This window comes from Arthrobacter sp. SDTb3-6 (assembly GCF_013376095.1).
Lineage (GTDB): Bacteria > Actinomycetota > Actinomycetes > Actinomycetales > Micrococcaceae > Specibacter.
Genome location: NZ_JAAMFN010000011.1, coordinates 47,011 through 72,341 on the forward strand (window position 1 = coordinate 47,011; position 25,331 = coordinate 72,341).

General features: G+C 60.7%; 16 protein-coding genes. 9 read left to right on the top strand and 7 right to left on the bottom strand.

Going from position 1 to position 25,331, the window contains the following annotated elements; translation table 11 throughout:
• Nucleotides 1–179: 179 nt before the first annotated feature.
• The 4 genes from G6035_RS07525 to G6035_RS07540 all read left to right on the top strand — a co-directional run bounded on the left by G6035_RS07525 (nucleotide 180) and on the right by G6035_RS07540 (nucleotide 3,557).
• A complete protein-coding gene (locus G6035_RS07525) occupies nucleotides 180–689 on the top strand; it encodes an SRPBCC family protein (protein ID WP_176616462.1) in 510 nt (169 codons plus the stop codon).
• 266 nt (nucleotides 690–955) lie between these two features.
• Nucleotides 956–1,432: a hypothetical protein gene (locus tag G6035_RS07530; protein WP_176616463.1), complete on the top strand. Its 477-nt coding sequence runs from the start codon at nucleotides 956–958 to the stop codon at nucleotides 1,430–1,432.
• On the top strand, nucleotides 1,432–2,400 hold the full coding sequence (locus G6035_RS07535) for a hypothetical protein (protein WP_176616464.1): 969 nt from the start codon (nucleotides 1,432–1,434) through the stop codon (nucleotides 2,398–2,400). The genes G6035_RS07530 and G6035_RS07535 overlap by 1 nt, the downstream gene beginning before the upstream one ends.
• Before the next feature lie 98 nt (nucleotides 2,401–2,498).
• Nucleotides 2,499–3,557: a DUF4192 domain-containing protein gene (locus G6035_RS07540; RefSeq protein WP_176616465.1), complete on the top strand. Its 1,059-nt coding sequence runs from the start codon at nucleotides 2,499–2,501 to the stop codon at nucleotides 3,555–3,557.
• A gap of 521 nt (nucleotides 3,558–4,078) precedes the next feature.
• Here G6035_RS07540 and eda read toward each other — a convergent pair.
• From eda to G6035_RS07565, 5 genes are all read right to left on the bottom strand, one after another.
• Nucleotides 4,079–4,705, bottom strand: a complete 627-nt coding sequence (gene eda / locus G6035_RS07545; RefSeq protein ID WP_176616466.1) for a bifunctional 4-hydroxy-2-oxoglutarate aldolase/2-dehydro-3-deoxy-phosphogluconate aldolase — start codon at nucleotides 4,703–4,705, stop codon at nucleotides 4,079–4,081.
• The gene (locus tag G6035_RS07550) at nucleotides 4,698–6,083 is read right to left on the bottom strand and encodes a mannitol dehydrogenase family protein (protein WP_176616467.1); all 1,386 of its coding nucleotides are present in this window, start codon (nucleotides 6,081–6,083) and stop codon (nucleotides 4,698–4,700) included. Before G6035_RS07550 ends, eda begins: the two co-directional genes overlap by 8 nt.
• Nucleotides 6,084–6,151: 68 nt before the next feature.
• Nucleotides 6,152–7,078, bottom strand: coding sequence for a PfkB family carbohydrate kinase (locus G6035_RS07555; protein ID WP_176616507.1), 927 nt, complete (start codon nucleotides 7,076–7,078; stop codon nucleotides 6,152–6,154).
• Nucleotides 7,079–7,125: 47 nt separating this feature from the next.
• Entirely contained in the window at nucleotides 7,126–8,337 is a 1,212-nt protein-coding gene (manD, locus tag G6035_RS07560) for a D-mannonate dehydratase ManD (protein ID WP_176616468.1), read from the bottom strand.
• A gap of 12 nt (nucleotides 8,338–8,349) precedes the next feature.
• Nucleotides 8,350–9,732: an MFS transporter gene (locus G6035_RS07565; protein WP_176616469.1), complete on the bottom strand. Its 1,383-nt coding sequence runs from the start codon at nucleotides 9,730–9,732 to the stop codon at nucleotides 8,350–8,352.
• A gap of 164 nt (nucleotides 9,733–9,896) precedes the next feature.
• Here G6035_RS07565 and G6035_RS07570 point away from each other — a divergent pair, with 164 nt between their 5' ends.
• The 4 genes from G6035_RS07570 (at nucleotide 9,897) to G6035_RS07585 (ending at nucleotide 16,043) form a co-directional block, all read left to right on the top strand.
• Nucleotides 9,897–10,628, top strand: a complete 732-nt coding sequence (locus tag G6035_RS07570; RefSeq protein WP_176616470.1) for a GntR family transcriptional regulator — start codon at nucleotides 9,897–9,899, stop codon at nucleotides 10,626–10,628.
• A gap of 744 nt (nucleotides 10,629–11,372) precedes the next feature.
• Nucleotides 11,373–11,930, top strand: a complete 558-nt coding sequence (locus G6035_RS07575; RefSeq protein WP_176616471.1) for a hypothetical protein — start codon at nucleotides 11,373–11,375, stop codon at nucleotides 11,928–11,930.
• Entirely contained in the window at nucleotides 11,927–15,478 is a 3,552-nt protein-coding gene (mobF, locus tag G6035_RS07580; protein WP_176616472.1) for a MobF family relaxase, read from the top strand. The genes G6035_RS07575 and mobF overlap by 4 nt, the downstream gene beginning before the upstream one ends.
• Nucleotides 15,479–15,500: 22 nt before the next feature.
• Nucleotides 15,501–16,043: a hypothetical protein gene (locus G6035_RS07585; RefSeq protein ID WP_176616473.1), complete on the top strand. Its 543-nt coding sequence runs from the start codon at nucleotides 15,501–15,503 to the stop codon at nucleotides 16,041–16,043.
• Between the two features lie 75 nt (nucleotides 16,044–16,118).
• Here G6035_RS07585 and G6035_RS20555 read toward each other — a convergent pair whose 3' ends face one another.
• Both G6035_RS20555 and G6035_RS07595 read right to left on the bottom strand, forming a co-directional pair.
• Nucleotides 16,119–17,042 carry a restriction endonuclease gene (locus tag G6035_RS20555; RefSeq protein ID WP_176616474.1) on the bottom strand — a complete coding sequence of 308 codons (924 nt, stop codon included), beginning with the start codon at nucleotides 17,040–17,042 and terminating at the stop codon, nucleotides 16,119–16,121.
• The gene (locus G6035_RS07595) at nucleotides 17,039–21,880 is read right to left on the bottom strand and encodes a type ISP restriction/modification enzyme (protein WP_176616475.1); all 4,842 of its coding nucleotides are present in this window, start codon (nucleotides 21,878–21,880) and stop codon (nucleotides 17,039–17,041) included. Before G6035_RS07595 ends, G6035_RS20555 begins: the two co-directional genes overlap by 4 nt.
• A 489-nt stretch (nucleotides 21,881–22,369) precedes the next feature.
• On the opposite strand from G6035_RS07595, the gene G6035_RS07600 reads away from it, so the two are divergent.
• Nucleotides 22,370–24,820 (top strand): SIR2 family protein, encoded by a 2,451-nt coding sequence (locus G6035_RS07600; protein ID WP_176616476.1) that lies wholly within the window; start codon nucleotides 22,370–22,372, stop codon nucleotides 24,818–24,820.
• The last annotated feature ends 511 nt before the right edge of the window (nucleotides 24,821–25,331 follow it).

Sequence of the window (25,331 nt, forward strand, 5' to 3'; positions counted from 1 at the left end):
TCGAAGCAGCCGCCCAAAAACTGGCGCATAGCCTCGGGTGGTAGCGGGGGTCTGCGTTGACGGCGCCTTGGTAGCGCGTGTGTGCCGATCCGGTAGTTGACGATGTGATCGCTTAGAACTTCGTTGACGGCATCAATCACAAATGGCCACTCTTCGAAGCATCGTGCAACAATTTCCCCATGACAGCGCGACTCTACGACCTTTCATCCTCATGGACGTTCCCCAACAGCCAGCAGGAGGTCTGGAAAGTCATCGCCGATCCGGACATGGCCTGGCCGGACTGGTGGCCGGGGTGCACCTACGCCAAGCCGCTGGAGCGATCGCCACACTCCGGCACGTCCAATGAAGACCTGCTCTTGGCAACGACAGCCACGTTGAAATTCAAGGCGTCGCTGGGCTACACGCTGTCGGTGTCGTACCACCCAACCGTTGTCGACAGCCCGCGTGAAGTCGTCTTTGACGCGGGCGGTGACTTGGAAGGCGAAGGTCGCGTGGTCCTCTCAACCATCGACAACGGCCACACCCGGATGGACATTGAATGGCGGGTGCGCCCCACCAGCCGCTGGATGACAATCCTCAGCCCCGTCGCAGCACCCGCATTCACGTATGCCCATGCCGCCCTGATGCGCCGCGGCGAGGCGGGCCTCAAAGCGTATTTGGCTAAGCGGAACGAAAACAACAGCGAGTAGAGCTGCCCAAAAACTCTGGCCAGCCGCATCGAGCAGACTTAGCATGAATTACACAGCGATGTTCGACAACCGCTGAAGGCAAGTCGATGGGTCTCACGCATGAATCTCTGCCAGCACCACCCAGTGAAGTCCGTCGCCAAAACAAGCACTCCGGCGGCCGCCACGCAGAACTCATTGGCGCATGCCCCAAACCCGGCGCCCCACCGGCCAAGCGCTCTTATGATCAAGATGGCGGCCGGGCGCGGCGTCGAACCAAAGGCCCTGCGGTGAGTAGCTGGAAGATCCGCCACGAGGCCCGGAAAGCCAATCGCGGGCTGGACCTTGGACCCAACCCAAGCCTGCACGCCCTCCAGTCCTGGATCGAAGCAAAATGTGGCCGTCCCATCATCGTCATGGAACTCGCCACCCTGCGCGGAGACGACCTCTGCGGATGGTGGGTTCTCTACGAAGGAATCAACGTCGTCGTCCATGCCCTTGTCCGCTCAACATGGCACCTGCAGCAAATCATCCTCCACGAATTCGCTCACCTGATTCTGGGCCACCAGTTCACCGCGACATCCCTTGAACTGATGCACCTGCCCGGCTTCCCGGAACCGCCGCTCATGACGCTGGGCCGCAGCAGCTATGTCGACGACGCCGAAGCCACCGCAGAATACCTGGCAGACCTCCTGACAGCCCGCATCGCACGCCACACGCCGGATGCCACCGGCGACCCTGCCGGCTTCGACCAGGTCTTTGGCTAATGGAGTACGTGCCGGCCGCGATGCTGTGGCTGCTCACCCTCGTCCGGATCCCCACCGCCCGGGACAAGGAACGCGCCTCCGTCCTGCGCGCCACGTTCTTCGCCGCCCTCGCCTGCACCCTGTTCATCCCCGCCGTCTACAACTCGGCAGATCCGCTCCTCGGCGGCCGCAACCACATCGGCCTGGTCCTGGTCATCGCCATCATGGCCAGTTTCTGGCAATTCCACACCGCCACGGTGCTGGCCGCCGTAAGTAACCAAGGACGACGGCGGCGCCACCTCGTGCGCGGCCGTGTGGCCATCGCCGTGGCCGGCACATGCGTCGTCGCCGGCTTCTCCGCCAGCCACGTGGACGTAACTAACCAGAACCTGCCGCTGGCCTACGGCAACCAACCAGGCATGCAGTTGTTCCTGTGGATGGGCTCGGCGTTCATCATCTGGGTCTGCGCCGACGCGGCGCTGACGTGCCTGCGGTTCCTCCCCCGGATGAAGAGCGGAACGTTCAAGTCGGGATTCGGCTGCTTCGGCGCCGGCTGCGCCTTCATGGCCCTGGCGCTGGGAAACCGGCTGACACTCGGCATGCTCGAGGAATCCCCCGGTCATAGCAGCCCCTTGCTCGGTGCGCTGAACTGGTCGTTCACCATCTTTGAAACGCTGGCCGTGCTTCTCGTCAGCATCGGACTGATGCTGCCGCGTTTCCGCGAATCGCCGGAACTCCTGCGGCGCAATCTCCGCTCACGCTGGCTCTTGGTTCTGCTGACACCGGTGTGGCGTCACAGCAGCACGGAGCGAAAATACCTGCTCCGCAACCGCTGGACACCCCTTCTCGACCCGGTCACGGGCCACACAACGGCGCATCTGCACCGCCGTGTAATCGAGATCCGCGACTGCCAGCTGCGCGGCATGACGCTCCTGCCCCGCGACCGCGTCCTCGTCAACCGAGCCGAACAGCTCCTCCAAGGGCACTGAAGCAGCATCAGCAGACCTTGGTCATGTAGTTAGCGCGCCTCCCCACCATGAACATGTGTTGCCGGCATCAGCCAGCCGCACCGCCATGTGGAGGCATCATGGAAAAGCTCAGCATCAAAACCCCTGACGACTTCATCGCCCTAATGGGCCATAGCCTGGGCTTTTGGCCGCAGGAAAGCCTGGTCTGCGTTATCTTGGACCGGCGCCGCATCGGATCCACCCTCAGGGTCGACCTCCCGTCGCCAGGCGCTGACACTGCCCATTTCGTCGAGCAGATCCTGCGCTACGTCGCCACTGACAGGGAGGCAACCGCCGTCGTGTTCGGCATCTTTACCCACGCATCCGTGAACCCTGGGGACATTCGTCCGCACGAGGACGTCATGGAAGAGCTGACGGGCAGGCTAAGCCAACAAGGCGTCATCGTCCGTGACGGTTGGCTCGTTGGGGAAACGACGTTCACCAACTACCTGCGCATGGGCGACGACGCCGCACCCAGCCATCCGCTGGAGCGGATCCTCTCCAGCGAACTCAACGCCGAACTCGTCTTCCGCGGATCCAGCATTGAACCATCCCCCGGATTCCACATCCCTGTCATGGCCCGCCCGGCCCTCAGCACCGAAGTCATGCGGCACTGCTTCCGAATCGAGGCGATGACCCCGAGGGCTGCCACTGAACGGGCTAGGACACTCTGGAACAAAATGCTCGACGGCGGTGGCGAGCCTACCGACGACGAAGCCGCGGAGCTCATCGCGAACCTCAAGTTCATTAGCGTCCGGGACCGACTCCTCGCCGACATCCCCGGCATCGAGGACAGCATGCGCGACCTACTCCTGGGCCAGACCAAGCAAAGCCCCCATTGGAAGCGCGTCGACCGCGCCTCCGAAGTGCTGCTGCAGCTCTACATGCGCACCGACGGCGCCGACGCCGCACCCGTGCTGACGAGCCTGGGCGTCATCCAATGGTGGGAAGGCCACGGAAGCAAAGCCCACCAATGCTTCCAACGCGCCCTTGAAGCGGACCCCGATTACCGACTCGCTCAGCTCACTGACCACCTCGTCCGCGACGGCATCCTCTCCGACTGGGCCACCGACAAACAAACCGCCTACCAGCCGCCACACACCCGCGGACCCGAAATCGGTGGCATGGGGATGGCGTAGAGCCCGAGAGTCAGCATCAGAGCCTTCAATGGCAATCAGGAACTCGACATGGTCATCCTTTTGCTCCAAGAGTTGATGAATCAGGCCCGATTCCAGGCGCTTTCCGCTGCTGCGGACAGTCACGTCGCGCACTGTCGTGCGAGGATGCTATCCGAGATAGCGTGAGCCAGGCTCGCAACAGGGCAGCCAGGTGGTTCCCCGAAGCCTCCAATGACCTCAGTTTGCTGGAAGGTTTACCTTTCGCTGCGGGCGCTGAGCAACCGCACACCGTCGAGCAGCAGCCGGCGCATGGCGTCGAATCCCTGCCGGTATGACACTATGACTCCGTCTGCTCGATCGCGCCGGTTTCAATGGTCTCCAGCATGCCGATGATCCTCATAGTCCAAAGATTGAAGTGTCTCGCCAACGTTCGTTACCGAACGCCCCGACTTCTCAATTCGAGGCGTTCCAACCGATGCAGCCCAGCAAGCCAAAGCTCGCTTCTCTTTAGACTTCTTGCGGTGCAGCTACGCCTCGGGCTCTCATCCCCGCAGGGTTGCGGCCTGTTTCGCCAGTTCGGTGAGCCGCGGCCAGTCTTGGCTGTCTATTGCGTCTCGGGGTGTGAGCCAGCTCCCGCCGACGCAGGAGACGTTGGGTAGTTTGAGGTAGTCGGGTGCTGTTCGGAGGCTGATGCCCCCGGTTGGGCAGAATTGCACGTGGAGCATTGGCGCCGCGATCGCGGCCAGGTAGTCGGGGCCTCCCGCGGGTCCGGCCGGGAAGAATTTCATGGTTTCCAGTCCCTGGTCCATGACTGCCATGGCTTCCCCAACGGTTGCGACGCCGGGCAGGATCGGGACGTCCAGGGTGAGCATGTGGTTGAGCAGGGCAGGAGTGGTGCCGGGGCTGACCAGGAACTGTGCTCCGGCTGCCAGGGCTGCGTCTGCCTGGGCGGGGGTGAGGATAGTGCCGGCACCAATCAGGATGTCGGGCACCTCGCGGGCGATGAGCTCGAGAGAGGTGAGGGCGCTGCCCGTGCGCAGGGTGAGTTCAATGATGCGGACCCCGCCGTCAGCTAGGGCCCGAGCGATGGAGACTGCGTGTTGAGGATCATCGATGGTTACCACCGGGATGACGGGGGAAATCTGCAGAATATTGGTGATGTCAGCCATGGTTAATCTCGTTTCTCAGGCCTTCCAGCCCATGGGTGTCGATGATGGAGTACCAGTGAGTGAGGAGGGCTGTAAACACCGGCTGGGTTGCGAGCTGTTCGTCAAAAATAGTCCGGCATCCCAGCAGTGCAGGGATCACCGTGGTGGCGGTGCGGTTTGCGGGAAGGATCTCGTGAAGTGTGGTGGCGAGAGGGTCATCCAGCTGTGGGGCGGGGGTGGATGCCACGTGTTGCATCCAGGCGGCGACTGCCAGGGCCGCCCATCGGGGCTCGCGGCCTGCGGCGAGATTGTCCCGGACGGTGCTGAGGAGCCGCGGGCCTATTTTCTGTGATCCGTCGCTGCCCACCTTGGCCGTGGTGTGGCCCAAGGCCGGGTTCGCGAAGCGGCTCAGGATCTGGGCGCAGTACGCGTCGGCGTCTAGTTGGTCGGGGGTAGAGATGGTTGTCAGGACCTCTTCGGCCATCATGCGTCGACAGGCGGCCAGGAAAGCATCTTCGGCCACCGATTCGCTGATGGTGGCCTTGCCTGCGGCCATCCCGAGGTAGGCGAGCATGGAGTGGCTGGCGTTGAGGAGCTGCAGCTTCGCAGCTTCCCAAGGGGCAACGTCCTGGGTGAACACCGCTCCGGCGTCTTCCCAGCGGGGCCGACGGGCGGCGAAGTGGTCCTCGATGACCCATTGAAGGAACGGTTCGGCCACCACGGCGCCTTCGTCCCGGAGGCCGAGCTCATCTTCGACGGCGTCCAGGTCGGCCGGAGTGGTGGCCGGAACCATTCGGTCAACCATGGTGTTCGGGAAGGTGACATTGGCTTCAATCCAGCGGCACAGTGGATCGGCCTCTGGGCGGGGCAGCGCCGCGGCGAACTCTTGGACCAGCCTGTGGGTCAGTTCGCCGTTGGCGGGCAGGTTGTCGCAGGAAAGCACAGTGACTGGTCCCGCGTCGCGGGCCGACCGCCGCTGCAGCCCCCTTACTGTCTGTCCGATGGCGGTTTGGGGTGGTTGGCCGGTAAGGTCCGCCTCGATCTGCGTGTCCGTGGTGTCAAGGCCGCCGGTGCGGGGGTTGATCCGGTATCCCTTTTCGGTGATCGTGAGGGTGACAAGGGCCGTGGTCGAGGCGCTGATGCGCTCCACCACTGCGTCGGGGTCGTCCGTGCCGGAGATGGCTTCGGTGATGCTGGAGACGACGCGGAGGGGTGCCGCTCCGGCTCCCCGTTCGGATACGGTGAAGAGTCCGTCCTGGGGTGCGAGCTGCCGTGCTACGGTGCGGGAGCGTTGGGTGACGCCGGCGATGCCCCAGCTGTGGTCACCACTTTTCAACATGGCGTTTTCGGTGAACACTGCCGTGTGCGCGCGGGCGAAGGCCCCGAGGCCGAGATGCACAATCCCGATTCGCAGATTGTCCCGCGAGAACGCCGGGGACTTTCCGGACGCTGCCAGGGTGGTGTTGTTTAGGCGTGTGATGGCAGTTCTCCTTCGTGCGCAGATTGCGCGTGCGCGGTAGTCTGCTCGAAGGTGGGAACCAGGCCTGTGCCGCCCTTGCCTCCGACGACGAGGGAGGCGGCGGCGGCCCCGTATCTGGCAGCGTCGGGGAGGCTGTTCCCCAGTACGAGCCGCGCCGTCATCGTGCCGACGAAGGCATCACCGGCTCCGGTCTGGTCCACAACGGCGGGCGCGGGGATTGAGTCGATCCAGGACGAGCCGGTGTCGGTCTCCAGCTGGATGCCGTCGGCCCCGCAGGTGACGGCCACGTTTGCCGCACCCAGGGAGCGGAGTTTCGCTGCTGCCTCAGCGGGCGCAGCACACCCGAGAAGTGCCGAGGTTTCGCCCGGAAACGATGGCGTGACCAGGAAGGCGTTCGGGGCGAGTTCTTCCAGCGCGGCGGCGGCATCCTGGGGGCTGGTGAGCCGGGGACGGAAATTGGGATCGTAGACGAAGCGGCCGGAGACCCGGGCCGCTTTCATTACGGCGGCACGCGAGCTTAGGGAGATGGCGCAGGCGATTCCTCCGGCCACGACTGCCCCGGCCGTGGAGAATACGGCCGGATCGACGTCGTCCGGGCAGAGTGTGGACCCTACGCTGCCGCTGCGGGCGTAGGAGAACTCGCGCTGGCCGTCCGGGTCGCAGTGCACCAGGTAGACGCCTTGCTGCCCTGACCGGAATTTGAGCAGCCCGGTCGCTATTCCCAGTTCCGCAACGCGGCGGGCAATTGCCTGTCCTAGGTCGTCATCAGTGAGTACGGCCAGCAATCCGACGTGAGCGCCGGCCGCGGCGGCGGATGCGGCCACGTTCAGGGCGTCCCCGGAGATCCCCAGCTGGGCTGGGATGCCGTGGCCAAACGGGACGTCGGTGGCCACTTCGAGGAGTATTTCGCCCATCACGACGACGTCGAAATCCTGTGGTGTTGAGGGTTCAGCCAGGGTGTTCACCAGTCGTGCACCGTTCCGTCGAGCCGGCGGTTGATGGGCAGGTATTTGGGTTCAAACGGGTACGCGGCCGCCGCTTCCTCGTTGAATTCCACGCCCAGGCCCGCGGCGTTCCCGGGATGCATGTAGCCGTCGGTGAACGTGTAGCTTGTTTTGAAGAGCTCGCCGGCGGGGTCGCGGTGGCCCATGTATTCCTGGACGCCGAAGTTGGGGATACTCATATCCACGTGCAGGGCTGCGGCGAATGAGACTGGGGAGAGGTCACCCGCCCCGTGGGAGCCGGACCGAACGCCATAGAGGTCCGCGAGGGAGAAGATCCGGCGCAGGTGGGTGATGCCGCCGGCATGCGAGACGGAGGTGCGGATGTAATCGATCAGGCGTTCGGTGATCAACTGCTGACAATCCCAGATCGAGTTGAACACCTCGCCAACCGCGATCGGGGTAGTGGTGTGCTGCCTGATGAGCCGAAATGCCGACTGGTCTTCGGCCGGTGTCGGATCCTCGATCCAGAACGGCCGGTAGGGCTCCAGCGAGGCACCCAGCCTTCCGGCTTCAATGGGCGTCAGGCGGTGGTGCACATCGTGGAGCACGTGCACGCCGTAGCCGAACTCCTCCCGCACATGGGCCATCATTTTCGGCGCGAAGTCCAGGTAGGCCGTCGTCTCCCAGAGATCTTCCTGCGGGATGTTGCCGCTTGCCGGTTCATAGAGTCTGCCGTCCACCGGGGCAATCCCATAGGTCTTCTCCAGCCCCGGGACCGATGCCTGGGCCCGGATCGCCTTGTATCCCAAGTCAAGATGGCGTTGAAAATCGATGCTGAGGTCCTCCAGCGTGGAGCCACTGGCGTGCCCATAGACCATCACACCATCACGGGCGGCACCACCCAAGAGCTCATAGACCGGCATGCCGGCGGCTTTGCCCTTGATGTCCCACAGCGCGACATCGATCGCGGCGATCGCCGTCATGGTCACCGGGCCGCGGCGCCAGTACGCTCCCTTGTAGAAGTACTGCCATGTGTCCTCTATCCGGCGGGCATCGCGGCCAATCAGCAGCGGACACAGATGCTCGGTCAGGTAAGCGGCAACTGCGAGTTCGCGGCCATTGAGGGTGGCGTCGCCGATGCCAGTCAGCCCGTCCTCGGTTTCAATGACAAGCGTGACGTAATTTCGCCCTGGCGAGGAGACGACTACCCTAGCGTCGGTGATCTTCACTGCGTGGTCCTTCTACTTTCGGGAGGTGTGGCTGGAGTTGATGCCGGTCCCAGCCGAGGTGGCGGGGTGGACGGTCCACTCTGCATATTCCTTGCCTTCGCGCAGGCCGGGGGCCGTTTCGGGCAGCAGGATCAAGCAGACGACACTGACCAGGATCAGGGCTGAAACGTAGATTGCCACTCCTGTGATGGATCCTCCGCCGGCGATGAGGAGGGCTGTAGCGATGACGGTGAATGGCCCGCTGGCGATCATAGCCCCGAACTGCCAGACGATAGAGACGCCGGTGTACCGTCCTCGGACGGGGAAGAGCTCCGGGTAGTAGGAGGCTTGGGGGGCATATGTCCCTGCGTGGCCCAGAGCCAGCCCCGCTACGAGGATCGCGACGATGGGGAGGGTGTCACCGTTGGCGATGGCGGTGAAGGCAGGCCAAATAAGAATGAGGTTGAGGATTGCGGCGCCGAGGAAGACTTTCTTGCGGCCGATCCGATCCGTGAGGTGGCCCCAGACAGGAAGCATGATGAGTTCGGCAACGATGGCGATGATGATGGCCTCGAGCACGAAGGATGAGTCGTTGCCCAGGTTCTTGGAATAGGCGACGAGGAAGACCGTGTAGAACGGGAACACGGCGGCCTCGACGAATTTGGACCCCATGCCCAGGAACACTTCTCGGCGGTTCTTTGTCAGGATCGTCTTCACGGGAGCCTGCTGGGCGGCGCTGTTTTCCTTGACGGCCTTAAACGTCTCCGATTCGTCAACGCGCAGCCGGATGTACAGCCCGATAGCGACGACAACGATACTGAGTAGGAACGGTACGCGCCAACCCCACTGCAGGAACTGTTCCTGGGAAAGCTGGGTGGTCAGAATGGCAAAGAGTGCCGATGGCACCAGGTAGGCGGCAGGTGAGCCCATCTGGACAAAGCTGGAGATGAAGCCCCGGCGGTTCGGAGGTGAGGCCTCCGCTGTCAACAAGACGGCACCGCCTTGTTCGCCGCCAACCCCAAACCCCTGGATCAGGCGCACAAAAACCAAGATGACCGCCGCCCAGAGCCCGATCGTTTGGTAGGTCGGCATGAGGCCAATGGCGAAGGTTCCTAGGCCAGTTATGAGGAGGGTGAACACGAGGGCTTTCTTGCGGCCAATTTTGTCGCCGATGTGACCCCAGACGATGCCTCCAAGCGGGCGGGCAAAGAACCCCACAGCGTAGGTCGAAAAAGCGGCGAGGGTTCCCAGTAGTGGGTCAATTTCCGGGAAGAAAATCTTGTTGAAGACCAAGGCCGAGGCAGTTCCGTAGATGAAGAAATCATAGTACTCGGCCATCGTTCCAATGAAGGAGGCGGCCACAGTTCGGCGCACCATCTTCATATCATAGGACGGGAGGGTAGTGCTCTTAGCCATCAGTTGCTCCTTTGCAGGCGATGAATCAGGGAAGATGAAAAGTTCGGCAATCTGGGTCTGCGCTTGCCGTATGAATGCCCTTGCAGAGCGGCAGTCAGCGGCGTGTAATGACTACCATACAAGCACTACCATTCTAGTTTGTCAATGGTGGGTACACTGTTAGTATGGCAACCAAAAATCCTTCAACGCCAGCCGCTACCCGGCTTTCAGTGCGTGACCAGACGCTGGAAACCCTGCGCCGACGCATCATTTCGCTCGAGCTGGCACCCGGCGAGCCGTTGTCTGAAAACGAACTGGCCCAGGAGCTCGGAGTCAGCCGGACACCGGTGAGGGAAAGCCTGATTCTGCTCCGCGAGGAAGGCCTCGTCCACGTCTTTCCCCAGATCGGTTCCTTCGTCTCACTCGTGGATCTGGGCAGGGTCTTTGAAGCCCAGTTCATCCGGGAAGCCATCGAATGCGCATCGCTGGCGGACGCGGCACCCGATGCCGCCGGCATCGCCGGGCTGCGGCAGATACTCAAGAATCAATGGGATGCCGAGTCCGCCGGCAACATCGAGGAATTCTTCCGCCTGGATGAGGACTTCCACCATGAGCTGCTTCGCCTGGCCGAACATGAAACCGCTTGGAACACCGTGAACTCAGCCAAGGCCCACCTGGACCGCGCGCGGCGCCTAAGCCTCATAGACACCAGGCCCGTGTTAACGCTGATTGAACAACATACGGCAATTGTGGACGCGCTGGAGGCCAATGATCCTCAAGGCGCCGACATTTCCCTGCGAATCCACCTCCGAGACGTTTTCGAAGATATCAAGCGCATCCAAGCGACCAGTCCCGGTCTCTTCTCTGACGGAACCGTGCCTCGACCAACCCGCCGGACCATTGCCAGACTAACCTGAGCAGAGACCAACCGGACGTGATCGAGGACTGCCGCTCCGGCCGCTTCGAGTTGCAACCATCCGCGTCTGAAATGCGACACCCCAGGTGACAGCCGCCGCCACAGGGCCGGGAACACATCACCCCCACCGTCCAAACACCCACGCAGCCGGTGGCTGGTTCATAGTCCCGTACGAGCGGCACACCAAGAGCGGAAACGTAACGCTGATCGGAGTGGTTCGCGGACAGCGCGGCCCCCGACGTGCTCGCCGATGGACTGTATGCGGCCCAGCTGTTGGGCGACCGCGTGGCCCCGAACGCAGAAACCCCAGAAACATCCAGCAGGGGAAAGACCGTTCGCTAGCTGAGTCCACGGCGTTCGGCCATCAGGTCGTCAAGCAGGTAGTCAATGCGATGGCTAAGTGTCCCAACTTGTTGGTTCAGGAGTCAACTCCACCGAAATCGAAGGGCTGCAACCCGCCATCCAATGACCGGCAACACGAACAAGAAATCCATTGCCGCATGAAGACCTCATGCGGCACTCCCCTTACGTCACCACCACCGTCTTCCATTCCACATTTCATGTACCCACCACTGCCGCCCAGTCACCATCTGTAAGCCAGCCCTCACAGCAGATTCATCCCAATCCGCCATGCCGCTGCCGCAACCAAAAAAGCCTTCACACGTCTGGCATCCAAGGCCCTGCCCGCGGCGGGAATTGTCGCGGGCAGTCATGGAGTTTCCGGCCCCAAACACCATGAGTATGCATGTCTACGCAGAAGTGTCGGGAATGCCTGGCCGCCTTTGAATCGGGCAGGCCAACCCAGTTGTACTGTTCGCCGTCGTGCTCCAGGGCCAGCCGCGACCGGCGGCGGGCCGAGAAGCGCCGCGCCACCAGCCGTGCAACACGGCAAACCCTGGTCGCCGTCGAACGCGCCAATGCCCAGGAAAGGCTCCTGCAGGCAGAAACCGACTACCAGCGCCGGCTCCGGCGAGAAACGACGTCGGCGGAGGACAGGTTCCACCACGCCGTCCTGGAACGCGACAAGACCATCGACCAGCAGCTCACCCAGCTGCGGCACCTTGCCGCGGTCAATCTGGACCTCTGCGGGGAACTGGCCGAGGCGAAGGCACAAACCACCGAGCTGCGCCTGGAAATCGCCCGGGTCCTCCACAGCCAGCGGGGCGACGCGCAGGACCTCATGCGGCTCGCGGCACGCCTGCTGCAGCTCTCGGACCACCTCGGCATCCCCCTCGACCGGCCCACCGCGGAAATCTACCGCCGCCGCGGCTGGCCCACCAGCATGCCGGCGCGTGCGCGATGACCGTCTCCATCGCCCGCCTCACCGCGCACGCAGGCGTGAAGTATTTGTTGAAGACCACCATGCGCGACGACGTCCCCCTCACCCCGGGCGACGCCACCGGCTACTACATGAAGGCCGGCACTCCCCCGGGCCGCTGGCTCGGGAAGGGGCTCGACGGCATCAGCCGCCATCCCCTGGACCAGGTGACCAACGCCGACGCCACCTCCATCTTCAGTAACGCCGAGCACCCGGACACCCACCAGCCACTCGGCCGCCCCCACGGCCAAACCACCGTCGCCCACCGCAACGGCGAGGAAACCAAGCGCGCCGCCGTCGCCGGCTTCGACCTGACCTTCAGCGTCCCCAAATCCGTATCCGTGCTCTGGGCCCTCGCCCCCAAGAACATCCAAAAGCTCATCCTCGAATCCCACCACGAAGCCGTCAACGAAGTCCTTGCCTGGCTCGAAACCCAAGCCATCCACACACGAACCGGCCGCGGCGGTGCCGCCCACGTCGGGGCCAAGGGCGCAGTCGCCGCAGCCTTCGACCATTGGGAATCCCGCGCCCGCGACCCCCAACTCCACACACACGTGGTCATCGCCAACCGGGTCCAGCGCGCCACGGACGGCGCCTGGTCCAGCCTGGATTCACGCACCCTCTACAAGGCCACCATCTCCGCCAGCGTGCACTACAACGGCCTGCTCTTCGACCGCCTCCAGGAACGCCTCGGCGCAGTCCCCGGCTTCCGCCCACCCGCCATCCGCGAACGCAACCCGCGCCACGAGCTGGTCGGCGTCGACGACCAGCTGATTCAGGAATTCTCCAGCCGCTCCCACCTCATCAACGCGGAAACGGACCGGCTCATCCAGGCCTGGGAGAAAACCCACGGCAGCCGGCCGTCCAGGACCACCGTGACCAAGTTCCGCCAGCAGGCCACACTGTCCACCCGCCAGGCCAAGGACAAGGACCCCACACCCCTCAGCGACCTTGCCGCAGGGTGGCGGGTCCGCGCCCAACAGCTTGGCTTCGAAGCGGCCACCGTGATTCGCCAGACCATCAACCGCTCCCACGAACGCCCCGTTACCGCCGCCGACCTCACCGGGCCATGGGTCGCCGCCGCAGCTGCCGCCGCACGCGAGGAGGTGGCAGGGCGCCGCGCCACCTGGAACCGGTGGAACTTGCTGGCCGAGGCGGAACGGGTCTGCGCCGACATCCGCTGTGCCACCGCAGCCGACCGCCGCACCTGGATCGATTCGGTCGCTACCGCGGCCGAGTCCCAATGCGTCGCGCTCAACCCCTACCGCTACACGGTCCCCGTGGACGCCGGCAGCGACGTCGCCTTCGCCGGCCACTCCGTCTTCGAATTCCCCGGCGCCCGCCTCTACACCGACGCCGGCATCCTCGCCAATGAGCAGCTGGTCATGAACACCAGGAACGACGACGGCGGCCCCGCCATCGCGCCCCACCTCGCCGACACGTTCCTCACCCATGCGGGGCAGGCCCCGGACCGGACGGAGCTGGCGCCGGACCAACTCGCCGCCGTTCACGAGGTGCTGTCCAGCGGCAGGTACCTCGACGCCGTCGTCGGCCCGGCAGGCTCGGGCAAGACGACCACCATGGCTGCCATCCGCGACGGTTGGGAACAGGCCTATGGTGCGGGAAGCGTCGTCGGACTTGCCCCGGCAGCAGCAAGCGCTGACGTGCTGGGCCGGAAGCTGGGGCTGGTGGCTGAGAATGTGTCCAAGTGGCTGTATGAGTCTGTCGGGCAGGGCGCTGCGGGGCGTGCGGAGCGGTTCCGCGACCTTGAAGCGTCCCGTCCGGGGACATTTTGGCAGCGGCTGCGACGGTCGCAGCGGATGGCCGACTTGGCGCTGCGACAGGAGCAGTGGAGTTTTAGGCTCAATCAGCTAGTAATTGTGGACGAGGCGTCAATGGTTTCCACGGCGCAACTGGCGGCCCTGGTGCACCAGGCTCGGGATGCCGGGGCCAAGATCGTGATGGTTGGCGATCCTGCCCAGTTGGACGCGATCGATGCTGGCGGGATCCTAGGTTGGCTGGACCGGCAGGGCAAGGCGATCGAGCTTACGAGTGTGCGGCGATTCCTCCGCGAGTGGGAGGGGCCGGCGTCGCTGCTGTTGCGGGCGGGCGACTTCACGGCGGTGCAGCAGTATGAGGCGCATGGACGCCTCCGCCACGGCGACTATACGGAGATGATTGACCAAGCGTACGGGCGGTGGATCGAGGACATCCATGCCGGCCGCGCGTCCATTCTGATTGCACCGGACAACGACACCGTCACGGTCCTCAACGAGCGTGCCCATGCGGAGCTGGTGGACCGGGGCCTGGTCGACGCCCGGCGGGCGGTGCGCCTGAGTGACGGGCTCAGCGCCGGCTGCGGGGATACGGTGATCGCCCGCAAGAACGACCGGCGGCTTACCGACGATTCCGGGGACTTCATCCGCAACGGCACCCTGATCAAACTCACCGATAGGCCGGGCCATGACGGGTCAATCACTGGCACGCGCCTTGACACGGGCGAGCGCATCAAGCTTACGAGTGAGTACCTCGCCGAGTCCGTGGAATTGGGGTATGCGACGACGGCGCACCGCTCCCAGGGAATCACCGTCGACACCAGCCACACCCTCCTCACGCAAGGGTGCCTCACCAGGGAGCTCTTCTATGTAGGCATGACCCGTGGCAGGGAAGCCAACACTGCGTACATCTGCGAAACCGATCCCGCCCCCGACGAGGAACTGCACGAAATCGATACAACCACGTGGCTGGAAATCATCGGCGAAGTCCTTGCCGCCCAAGGTGCCGAGCGGACAGCGCACGAAGTGGGAGATGAGGAAAGGGAGAGCGCCAACTCCCTTCATCAGCTTGCCGCCGAGTACGACTACCTCGCCCAGATCGCCGCAGCCGAGAACCTGCGTTCCGCCGTCGAACGCCTGCAGCCAGGTTTGGCGGCAGAACTTGAGGGCTCGCCGTCATGGGGTGCAAGTGTCGCCGCCTGGCGACGCGCCACTGCAGCCGAGCCCCGCGTGGCAACCGCCACGCTGGAACAAGCCATCCGGCGCCCCGGAGACGCGAAGGACCTGATGGCCGTCATCCACGCCCGCCTCCGACCAACCGGTGGGAACAACTCCCCCGGCATCGACGGATGGCTTTGTGAGACTGTCCCCGGCGAGCGCGCCGACCTGGTGGCCATGATCGAGCAAGTACGTGAGCTTGCAAACCGCAGGATCCAACAGCTGAGGTTGACGGCACTCTCTGGCACAGAACCTTGGGTCCAGCAAGTGACAGCGACACTCCCGGAATCCACTCCCACCGCGGAGCGCAATCACTTGGTGGAGAGCATCGCCGTCTACAGGGACCGCTGGCTGATCGGCGATGCCCAAGACCCATTGGGCCCTCCCCCGGCCGACTACGAATGGGACCGCGGCCGGGACCGCCAGAAACTCGAAGCCCAAATCACGCTGCTCCAGAACGGCACCCCGGATGGGGACGGTCCGACAACCCCAACAGTTTCAATTGAAACCGGCCTTACCAATGTCGGATGGGAAATTTAGAATGAAGGCGGAGGGAAAGCCCGTGGACACCAACCCAATGGTCAAACCGCACATCGCCACCACCCCCATGGTGGTGATGACAACCATCGCTGCCGTCATCCTCGTTTGCGTTGCAGCCATTATCGTTTTGGCGTGGCCTCCGAAAATCGGGGCCTGGATTGCCCTGGCCGTCGTAGTCATCGCCGCCGCCCTCCTAACACGTCGATGGACTACCCTCATCCACAAGAAAACCGAATGGCAGCGTTTCTCCGACAGGCAATGGGAGTACTTGACCCGAACACAAAGTGAAAACAGCACAACGGCGGTGATAACAGTCCTCGGATTCCAAGAAGTCCAGCCGACCGGTTCATGGGCAACGATCCGATGGGAGAAATTCGGATACGTTCAGACCGCCTGGATCGAGCCGTGCATGTTTTCCATCTGGCCCGATACAGTCCTGCTGATCCGCCCAGATCCAAACCAAATACATGTCGGCGCGCCTTGGCCGGCCACCTACCACGTCAGCTCGAGCGCTTGCCTGGCCATCGCACCAGCCCGTCTAGCCGCGGCCAGGGCGACTAATTGAAACAGCGCCAGTCGGATGCCAAGGCTCGACTTGGCTCAACTGTCTCCTGCCATGGCGCCTCCCTGGTCCAGAAACTTAAATATTTTCAAAGAAGTCTAAATCGAGTTTTTTGACCGTGATCGTCTGTTCCGCTTGCACGCCGACACCGTACTGAACCATGAGTTCCGCAAGTCGTTGGCCATCGATGAGAAGCAGCGTTTTGTGAACCACTTCCTTAGGAACCAGCAATGCGTCTGAGGTAAACGACGACGTGGTGATAAAGATGCCCTTTGTTGCTCGGTGCTGGTCGAGAGCTCCGCTGAACCCACGAACTTCACGCCCACCAACTTTGTTTTCGACACCGTAGCGTTTGGCCTGGAGATACACGCGGTCCAGCCCTAGGGCATCCTGCCAGACAATTCCATCAATCCCCTTATCGGCGGCCGTCAGGCGCGCTGTGGCTTCGTTCGTGCGGTTGGCGCCGTAGCCCAACTGGACAACGAAGATCCTTATTAACCGTTCGAAGGCGTCTGGAGATAAATGGGCCAGATAGCTATATACCTCCGCAACAAGGCTTCTATTAAGTGCGGCCAACGCGGCATCAAGTGCGTCGGTTGGCGTCTCAGCGGCAGCGTCTTCGTCAGTGGGTACGGAAGGTCCGGAGGCCTCGGCCGATCTACCCGATCTGTTCATGAACTCGAGATATGACGGATATTCACGCAGCATCGCCGCCGTGACGGGCAATCCTTTTGCAGCGAGTACCTGCCCCTCGTCGCTTACCCGATAGATTCCCCGCGACGGGCGCGAGACGAGTCCCGCATTATAGGAGTGCGTCAAGGCCCACAGTAGCCGGTTGTACCAACGTTCCTGCCCTGAGGGAATCTGCTCGACTCTCTCTTCAGGGGTCAAATCAACTCGGCCCAAGACGCCCGAGCGAATCGATCTCAGCGTGTGATCCTGACCATCTTCCAACACCTGAAGGGCAGGCAATATGAACTCGTACCATTTGGGAATTGTCACGCAGTGACACCTTCCAGATCTAGCGTTGGCAGACTATCCACGATCCGGTTCGTCTCCAGGCTCACCGCAACGATCCGCCCGATCAGGTCAATGATGTAGCGCGGCTGGCCGTGCTCGCGACACCAGTCATTGGGGTCATTTACAATCCCCGAGGCCTTGTCCGTCTTCACCTGGTACCGCTCTAGAATCCAGTCAAGGCCGGACCTGGCGCCCAGCATGTAGCGCTGTGCCTCCACTGGCACGCCTTCGAGGGTGATGTGGCTGTTATACACGATGCGGGTCTTGTCCCACGCACCGGCCTTGCCGCCATACTTCATCTTCTTCACGGCGTACTTTGCGTACTCATCCTCGGCAGGCACGACGGCGGTCTCCACCTCTGTGAGCGGGTACGGCTCTTGCTGATCGTAACCAATGTGCAGGGCGGACAGTTCCCGGCCCGCTTGCGAGAACGCCATGAATTTCTCTGCCCCGGGCACCTTGGGGATGCGCGGAAGCATCTTCTTCAAATCCGCTACGAATTCACTGCGGTACTCGGGAGAATGCAGCAGCCCGTAGACGTAGAAGAAGATGTCGTCCTTGCTGACCGAGGTGCCATAAGCTGCGCGATAGTTTGCCAGCGTGGCATCGGTGACGTTGTCCACTCGTTCCGGGGGCAACGTTGCACCCGGCAGAGAGAATAAATCGTCACCTTTCCCCTGGGCTGTAAAAGTATACCTTGGGAAGAACTGGCCTCCACTTCCTGCTCCCGTAAGGTGCAAATTGGGAATCAGGTCCGTTGCTAATGCAGAAAACGGAACAGCCGAGCCAGTCCCCACAACGTAGAACCCGAAATTCTCTACTTGATTTGTCGGGAAGACTCCAAGGAGCCGACCTTGACGCTCGTTAAGTGCTTCGTCGAGGTAGACATACCTTTTATCAAAGGGCCGATACGCGCCCACCCGTACGTGGTTTGGCGAAACAACGATTTCTCTCTCCCGTCTAAGACGAGACATCAGGCCCGCTGACCAACTAATTCGCTTTGGATTTCTATCAAGGCTCCCATCGTCCAAATCCTCACGCTTCTTGGCAGACACCATCTGATTGAAAGTCGACGCGGTTGCGCGAACATTCTTCAGCAAGTCGGTTGAGGAAGAGTTGTATACCCAGGCATCTCGACTCGTACTAAGGCCAATGGTATGCGAATCGAAGACAGCGCCCCCTGCGGACCGATCTGCCACCGGCTGGAACACGTCAAACGCTTTGTTGCGTTGATTGATCCAGTCGCCCTCACTATTGACGCTAATGGTGTCCCAGGCCACACTGCCAAGGCTGCCCGAGTCAATGATGGCAAGCTTCTCCTGGCGATCGAGGTAGTCACCGATATCCTTATAGTGGAGCACTGCTCCTTTTGCAACTCCCGGCTTTTTGACGAGGATCAAGATGGCCACTGTGTTTCGGCTACCCGATTCAAAGACGTTGTCCTTTTCCTTCTTGCGTTGCTCTCCCGCAGTGCGAGCATTCCCACGGAGGTTGTAAACGTAAATGTCATGAAATTCATCTGCGATGGTCTTACGCAGTCCATCCGCATTGGCAGCATCTATGTACCCGCCGTTTGTAACAAAACCTACAATTCCCCCGTTCACAGAGTTGAGGACTCGGTTAGACGCCCACCGAATGGCGCGAATATAGGAGTCGTAGAGATTCCTTTTCAGCGACGCGGATGAACGACGAGCATACGAAGACTCTATAGATCCATCGAGGGTCGGATACTTAAGATTGGTGTTGTTGTCGTTGCCGCTGGACTGGCCCACAGAATAGGGTGGATTGCCAATAATTACTCGGATGTCGAGTTTGTTTTGGGCAACCACACGGTCATTATTCGATGTGAAGACATGCTCATCGAGGGTGTCGCCGTCCTCGGACATCTGGAACGTATCGGTGAGTACCATGCCGTCGAACGGCACATACTCCACCTCGGCGGGATCCCCTCCCGCGGTTGCAGCCTGGTCTTCCAGGATTCCATGCAGCGTTGCCTCGATGTTGATGGCGGCAATGTAATAAGCCATAAGCAGGATCTCGTTGGCGTGGAGTTCCTGTGTGTACTTCCGCAACAAGTCCTCCGGCTTGATGCGGCCAGACTGCAGCAGCCTCACAGTGAAGGTGCCGGTTCCGGCGAAGGGGTCAAGGACGTGCACGCCGGGTGCCGACAGGGACGAGTCAAAGTCCTTCGCGAGGACATCGTCGACGGCGCGGATGATGAAGTCGACCACCTCCACCGGGGTGTAGACAATGCCAAGGGACTCGGCCGTACGCGGAAATGCGAGCTTAAAGAACCGTTCGTACAGTTCCGTGACGATCTTCTGTTTGCCCTCGGCATTGGTTACGCCTTCGGCGCGAATCCGCACGGAGCGGTAGAAGTCCTCCAGGTTCTGCACCTCGGAGTCAAGGTTGTACTGCTCGAGAACCGCGATCATGGAATCCATGACCTGGGACACCGGGTTGTGGGCGGCAAATGAGTAGCCGTCAAACAGGGCCTCGAACACGGGCTTGGTGATCAAGTGCTGGGAGAGCATGTCGATCGCGTCGGATTCGCTGATGCCGTCATTGAGGTTGCCGCGGAGCCCTTCCAGGAACACGGCGAATTCTTCGCGTGCCCTTGGATCAGGACCGTCCAGGATGGTGCGGATGCGAATGACGTGGCGGTCCGCGATTTCCTTGACGTCCGTGGCCCAGGATTCCCAGTACCGCCGGTCGCCGACCTTGCGAACCATGCGGGCGAAGATCGCATTCCGCCATTCATCTGCCCTGGCGAGGGCGAACAGTGTCTCCTGGGTGCCTGCATTGTCGGTGCCGTTCCTCTCCCCGGCCGGGGCACCGCCGTCGTCCTCATTAAACGGGTTGGAGACCGCGATAATGTCGATGACATCGTTGGCGTTGCGGTTCAGGTCCAGCTTGTTGATCATGGACTCGAAGCGGTCATCGTGGGCACGCAGGGCCTGCAGAACGTCCCAGACAACCTTGTACTTCTTGTTGTCGTTCAAGGCGGTCTCCGGGTCCTGGGACGCCGGCACTGCGATGGGCAGGATGATGTACCCGTATTCCTTGCCCTCAGCCTTGCGCATCACACGGCCTACGGACTGAACAACGTCGACCTGCGAGTTCCGTGGGTTCAGGAACAGCACTGCGTCCAGGGACGGCACGTCCACGCCCTCGGAAAGGCATTTGACGTTGGAGAGAATGCGACAGACGTTGCCGTCCGCCGGTTCCTTGAGCCAGTCAAGTTTCGCGGAACGTTCCAGGACGTTAAAGGTGCCATCCACATGACCGGCCTCAAGCTTCAATGCCTCTTCTGCCTCAGCGTCAGCGGCGTTGACCAAGAGTTGCTTGCCTATGAGCTCGAATTCCTCGGCAAGCTTCTTCGATTCCTTGATGTTGCGGGCGAAGGCCACGGCCCGGCGCATGGGCGAGTCGTCAGCGATGTCCAGGCGTTGGCCGTTGACGCCCCGTTTGGAAAGGCCGTTCCAGCAACCCACGATGCGCGCAACGTCGTCGAGCTTCAGATCACCGTTCTCCTCAAACATGCCTTGGAAAGAGCGCGACACCGCTTCTTCATCGACTGCCAGGACAAGGACTTTGTAGTCGGCCAGATGGCCCATCTCGACGGCCCTGCCGAAGCCCAAGTGGTGGAACTCGGGGCCGAACACTGCCTCATCGTCCATGGAATAGACCGCCACGTTGTCCTCGGCGGCCTTCGCCTTGGATTCCTGGACGTAGATGCGGGGCGTTGCTGTCATGTACAGTCGCTTTGCCGCCTTCAGGTACGTCTCATCGTGGACGCGGACAAAGGATGAATCATCATGGTCTGCTTCCGTGATGCCCGTGGTTCGGTGGGCTTCGTCGCAGAGGATCATGTCAAAATCGGCGAGGCCCTGCTGCTGGGCCTGGGCAATGACATCGATGGACTGGTATGTGGAGAAGACGACCGTCACGGCCTCCTGGCCGGTGCTGATGCGGACGCGGTTTAGCAACTTGACGGGGTCCGTGGTGGCCGGAAATGCCAGGTCATGGATGCTGACGTCCTCGTTTTCCTTGCGGCCGACCTTGGTGTCGGAGCAGACTGCGAGCGCCCGGAGAGGGACGGTGGCCTGGGCGGTCCATTCGTTCAGTGTCTGCTGCAGCAACGCGATTGAGGGGACGAGGAAGAGCACGGTTCCGCCAATGGGAACCTGTTCTTCCACTACCTTCAGGGATGTGTAGGTCTTGCCAGTACCGCAGGCCATGATCAGCTTCCCGCGATCGCTGGTTTGGAACCCGGCTTTGACATCGTCGATTGCTTCACGCTGGTATTTGCGGGGTTCCTTGCGGTCCAGCTTGCGCATCTGCTCGGGGACGTCGACGTCGAACTCTGACCAGTCAATCGTTGACTCGGCCAAGTCCTTCAAGCGCAGCCTGGTCATTTCCTTCGACTGGCCCTCGAGTGCATCCTCCGCGTGCTTGGACCAGTGGTCCGTGGTGGAGACCACCATTCCGTAGGAGAAGTCGGTCTTGCCGGCAGCAGTGAAGAACGAGTCGATCTGCGCTTTCTGCAGCGTGGACATCGGGTCATAGAACTTGCACTGTATGGCCGTCAGTTCTCCGGTGTACCGGTCCCTGGCGACCAGGTCTATGCCGGTGTCCACCTTGCCGTCCCGGCCGGGGTACTCCTGCCACATCCAGACATCCGAAAACTGGTCTGCATACTTCGGCTCCAGCTGCAGATACCGCTTGACCAGCCGCTCAAACTTGCTGCCTTTGTCCTTCTGGTCAATGGCAGTGAAATAGAGCCGGTCCAGCACGTCCTCGAATGTTGCAGATCCCATGCAATCATCTTGCCGCATTCCGGCTAGTTGTATTGGACCGGGGCTTCGTCTCGGAGCCTTGTGTCCTCATTCAGGTGCGACTGTACGGCGCTGGGCACTGGTTCGCTGTGGCAGTTCCGAACGGTACGCTGGAGCTCACCTACGAAAACATACGACGTCTCACGACCCAGTGGACATCAGACGGTCCAGACTTTCCAGAAAGTCAACGCGCAGCAATTGCGTGAATCATTCATTGCTATCGCTCCGTACAAGCCTGAGACGGGTAACCTTCAACGATGACTTCCGTGGCGGCCACAGACGGGAGTGCAAGTAGTCTCTTTGGTCTGTACCCGAGGATTGCCTACAGGCTGGTCGAGCCCTCACGGCCTTGTCGACGAACCCGAGATGACCGCCAACAGCTATGCTGGAACACGGGCGTACCGTGCGCCATGTCACTTTGTTGAGGCTATCGGAGCCTCCGTAAGAGGGCAGACGACAGATGGGGGATCCGTGAAAATCCAAGAGCTCGCTGCGGCAATCCAGCCATCAAGGACCACTCTTCTGTTCGGAGCTGGGGCGTCAATGACCTCTGGCGCACCTAGTGGCGCAGCGTTAGCAAACGTCTTGGCCAATCGACTTGGACGGGCTCAAGGTGACGACCTCGCCGAAATTGCCCAGATTTTCGAGAACAAGCGAGGCCGAGCAGAATTAATAAAGATCGTGCGTGAATCTTTGGCAGGCCTTAAGCCGACGGCAGGCCTTCTAACATTGCCCAATTTCAATTGGCTATCTATCTACTCGACGAACTTTGACACTTTGATTGAAGATTCTTATCGCGCAGCAGGTCGAAATCTGGACGTGTATCGTTCAAATTTCGATGTTTCGAAGCCAAGAACTACCACCACGCCACTCTATAAGATCCATGGCTGCGTAACTCAGGATTCTTCCGGTGGCCACTACAGTCGTATGTTAATCACGGAGAGCGACTACGACGACTTTGACAAATATCGCCAGACTCTTTTCAACGCCTTGACTGCTGACATGTTCACTGCCGACACAGTCATAGTAGGGCAGTCTTTGAATGATAGACACTTAAAGGAGTTGGTTAAAAAAGTAGTCGGCCTTCGCAGCGAAGGTGTCCAAGGCAGGGTTTTCCTGATGGTCCACACCTACGATGAGGATCGGGCAGGACTCTTCACCCGCTTAGGCGTCGAAGTAATCTCAGGCGACCTGGAAGACCTTTTGCTTGCATTGATGACTGAAGGTAAATCATCTCAAGAAGCAGCATATTCGACTACTACTTCAACGAATGAAATTCTATCACCAGACCTTGTACTCACAACGCGGGATGTAGCTCATGCATCTCAGTTATTGTCAGATCCAGTCCGGCTTTTCAATGGAACTCCAGCGACTTACGCCGACATCTGTCAGGGGAACACAATCACCCGGGTGGCCCAGGCTCGACTGCAAGAAGCGCAGCGTGGAGTTCGTGGATTCTTTTTAGTAGTGAGTGGCGCACGAGGTGTAGGAAAAACCACCTTGGCCCGATCGTTTATGCTGGATAAGACCAAGCAAGATATTTTGGCTTGGGAGCACCTCGGCGATCATCCGCTCGACGTCAACTCTTGGCTTGCCGTCGAGACACGACTGCGTCGGACGGGGAGAGAGGCGTTCCTGTTTGTCGATGATTGCTCGAGGCATTTGCGGTCTTTGAACAAACTCGTGGACAAACTCTCCGCCTTGGATCGTCCCTACCTTAGGGTTATGGCGACAGTCGAATCAGCAAAATGGAGGGTTTCTCCGAAGTCCCAGGGTTTTTTCTCCCGCGGTACCTTGATTAGTCTCTCGCTCTTGGAGAGGACGGATATCGAAGCTCTTGTTAATTTGGTCGAAACTAGGCCGCGAATACGGGCCTTAGTTGAACAACAATTTCTGGTACTCGGCAGGCTTGACCAGATCAAGCGACTCCGCGACAAGTGCAGCGCAGACATGTTCGTATGCCTGAAGAATATTTTCGCGAACGATAACCTTGATAACATTCTGCTTCAAGAGTACGCCGAACTTAGCAGCGAAGCTAAGGATGTGTACCGCTACGTTGCCGCCATTCAATCCCTCGGGGGCTTCGTTCACCGACAGCTAATTATGCGCATTCAGGGGATCAGCGGAACTGGCCTGGATGCATTGTTGGGCCAGCTAGATGGAATTGTTAATGAATACACCATCGACGATCGAAAAGGCATCTTTGGCTGGTGTACGCGCCACGATGTGATTGCGGAAGTTATCGCCAAATGGAAATTCTCTGACCAAGACGAACTGTTCGAACTCTTGGAAAATCTCATCGATGGATTGAACCCATCTGAAAGGATAGAGATGGAGACGGCGATTGCAATCGCTACAAATGACGGGGGCATCGCCCGCCTCACGGACTTATCGCGTCAGATCGTCCTCTTTCACCGACTCATCGACACGATCCCTGCGCACCGAACGCCACGGAGGCGCTTGGTTCGTTTGTATATCAAGAATGACCGCTTGAACGATGCTGACAACGCAATCGCCATGGCAGAACGATCAATCGGCAATGATCCCGTAATTATGCGACATAAGGCAGTGCTCACCCTGAGGAAGTCAGAGGTCACCCCAGGCATCGAAGAAAACGATAGAAAGGCGATGCTGCTCGATGCCGAGGGCATTATCCGGCGGTGCATTAGCCAATATGAATCAGACCTCTATAGCTACAGAACGCTTGGTGAGATCGGTCTGGCCCTGGCCAGTAAATACGGCGATTTCTCTGCCATAGATGATGCCATAGACGCGCTCCTTGACTTTGAACGGATCAATGGAGACCCCGAGATTCAGGCAGTTAGGCGGCGCCTCGAGGGGCAGCTAAGGTCAATTGGGGATGGTGCGGTTCCCGTCGTTTTGGAGGACGGTGAGGTGGAGGCTGGGCTCGTGGACATCTAGCGTGGTGGATTTGGAAGCGCATCGGGTTGGTACTTGAGTTTGGAGATCTGCCGATAAAGAGAGGTCCAGTATCTTGCTGGGTCCAGCTTTCGAAAACCTTACCATTGGTCAGTAATCAGCATCGTAAAATGGCGAGGCGCGATCGTGTGCTCCAACATTGTCGTTCATCTCTAGGCACATATCGGAACTCTCATAACAACGCTGATCGGCCACATTCGAATTTCATCGTGGCCAGCCCGTCTGCAGACCGGTTTCCGCAGAGCCTACGGCCGGCGGGTCTGGGGACTTGGCCGTCCCTGGCTCAAAGTGAATTGAGGTGCGAAATTCACGATCCGAGTGTGATCGCGTTCTCGATCGGTTGATTGACACCGGTAAGACGGAGCCCATGGTTCAGCCGACAGCCTTGCAATAACCTCGCAACCTTCTACGAGCACTATTTGGTGGTCCGACACGGTAGCCGCAGCCACGTCTAGCTTCACCGGCCTCCTCGTCTGGATTGGCGCCGCCATGG